Genomic DNA, 1,447 nt, shown 5'->3' with positions numbered 1-1,447 from the left:
GAGGAGCGAAAGGAGAGATTAGAAGAGTATCTAGATAAGAGTAATTGGGATTTAAGTGGCAGTATTTTTGAATGTGTTAAGAGATATTCCAATCAGCTATCAGATGAAGAACTGGAGCAGATATTTCTTGGGTTGGAGGCGGGGCTAAATGAAAAGCAGATAAAGGCTTATTTTTGCTTGCCTCTTCGTGATATGGAAATATATCGAAGGGCCTATGAACAGATATTGACTTCGTGACAATTTGTCACGAAGTCAATATCTGTTCATATTATAAAGTAGAGTATGGGTTCATAGCTATTCAATTATCTTTTGTGTAGTGTTAGACATATTGTTATTCTTAGTATTTAAGGAATCTAGATGTTTATGAGCTTCAATTATGGCCTCTTTTACAGCAACTTTAATTACAAGCATAAGGAGAGGTACGCCAATGATGAGACTTAATAATACGATGAAAATAATATTCATTCTGAATCCTCCTAAAAAATGTGAGTGACATATTTCTGTGGAATCGATATTATTGTTAAGTAAGAATATGTATTGTAAGGTGTGATTACCTTTCCAATTATATCATCGATATCAGATGGAACGGAGCGGAAATATGACATCTAGACCCGAGATAATTACAAGTAGTCCAAAGTACATACATCTTTGCTAAGATTAGATGTGTGAGTTAGAGCTCAATGAACTGATGAATATTAAGTGGACAAATTGAGGAGGAGAAAATGTTACATATAGCAATTTGCGATGATAATGAGGAAATGAGCAATCGAATAGAAATGCTCGTTCATAATGAAGGCAGTCATATTAACCAAAAAGTAGATACAGATGTCTATTGGGAAGGGAGACAGTTATCAGAAGCTATTTTAAACGGAGTACGGTATGATATTATCTATCTTGATATAGAGATGGAAGTCGAAGACGGTATTACCACAGCAAAGCGTATTAGAGAAGTGGATAAAACGGTTCAGATTATCTTTGTTACAAGTCATGAAAATTATGCGCCGGAGTGTTTTGAGGTTAATGCGTTTAGATTTATTTCAAAAAACAAGATAGAGGAGCGGTTCAAAAAGTATTTTTTGGCTGCGGTACAAGAAGTAGAGAGTAGCCAAGTGGTTTTTTCATATCCTATTAGGAATGGTGTTCATAGAATCTCATATAAGGAAATACTGTATTTTGAAAGTAAGCTAAGAAAGGTTAGAATATGGAAAATAGATGGAAAGTATGAAGAGATATACGGAAAATTAAATGAACTGGAGAAAAAGGTGAAAAAGGAAGGACAATATTTTCTAAGAATTCATCAGTCATATTTAATTAACCACGCTTTTATTAAAGAAATCACATTTAGCACTGCTACCATGCTGAATGATGAGAAACTACCGATAAGCGAAGATCGCCGAAAGATAATTCGCGAGATTATATGTTCCAATGGAGAAAAATATGATTTCTA

General features: G+C 34.1%; 3 protein-coding genes. 2 read left to right on the top strand and 1 reads right to left on the bottom strand.

What is annotated here, in order from left to right:
- Positions 1 to 237 (top strand): hypothetical protein (locus NHH16_RS15385; RefSeq protein WP_262070470.1); only part of this gene is annotated, 237 nt, incomplete at its 5' end.
- A 57-nt stretch (positions 238 to 294) separates the two neighbouring features.
- Here NHH16_RS15385 and NHH16_RS15380 read toward each other — a convergent pair.
- Positions 295 to 465, bottom strand: coding sequence for a hypothetical protein (locus NHH16_RS15380; RefSeq protein ID WP_262070469.1), 171 nt, complete (start codon positions 463 to 465; stop codon positions 295 to 297).
- Positions 466 to 722: 257 nt separating this feature from the next.
- On the opposite strand from NHH16_RS15380, the gene NHH16_RS15375 reads away from it, so the two are divergent.
- Positions 723 to 1,447, top strand: a 725-nt coding sequence (locus NHH16_RS15375) for a LytR/AlgR family response regulator transcription factor (RefSeq protein WP_262070468.1), incomplete at its 3' end; no start/stop codon positions are given.

It is taken from the genome of Ohessyouella blattaphilus (assembly GCF_024721265.1).
In the GTDB taxonomy this organism is placed as follows: Bacteria; Bacillota; Clostridia; order Lachnospirales; family Lachnospiraceae; genus Aequitasia; species Aequitasia blattaphilus_A.
The sequence above is the reverse complement of the archived record's forward strand: the minus strand, read 5'-3'. Positions and strand labels throughout refer to the sequence as shown.

Bases quoted from the DNA above. Each gene is read 5' to 3' on its own strand.
- NHH16_RS15380 (WP_262070469.1), bottom strand. From the start codon at position 465: ATGAATATTATTTTCATCGTATTATTAAGTCTCATCATTGGCGTACCT.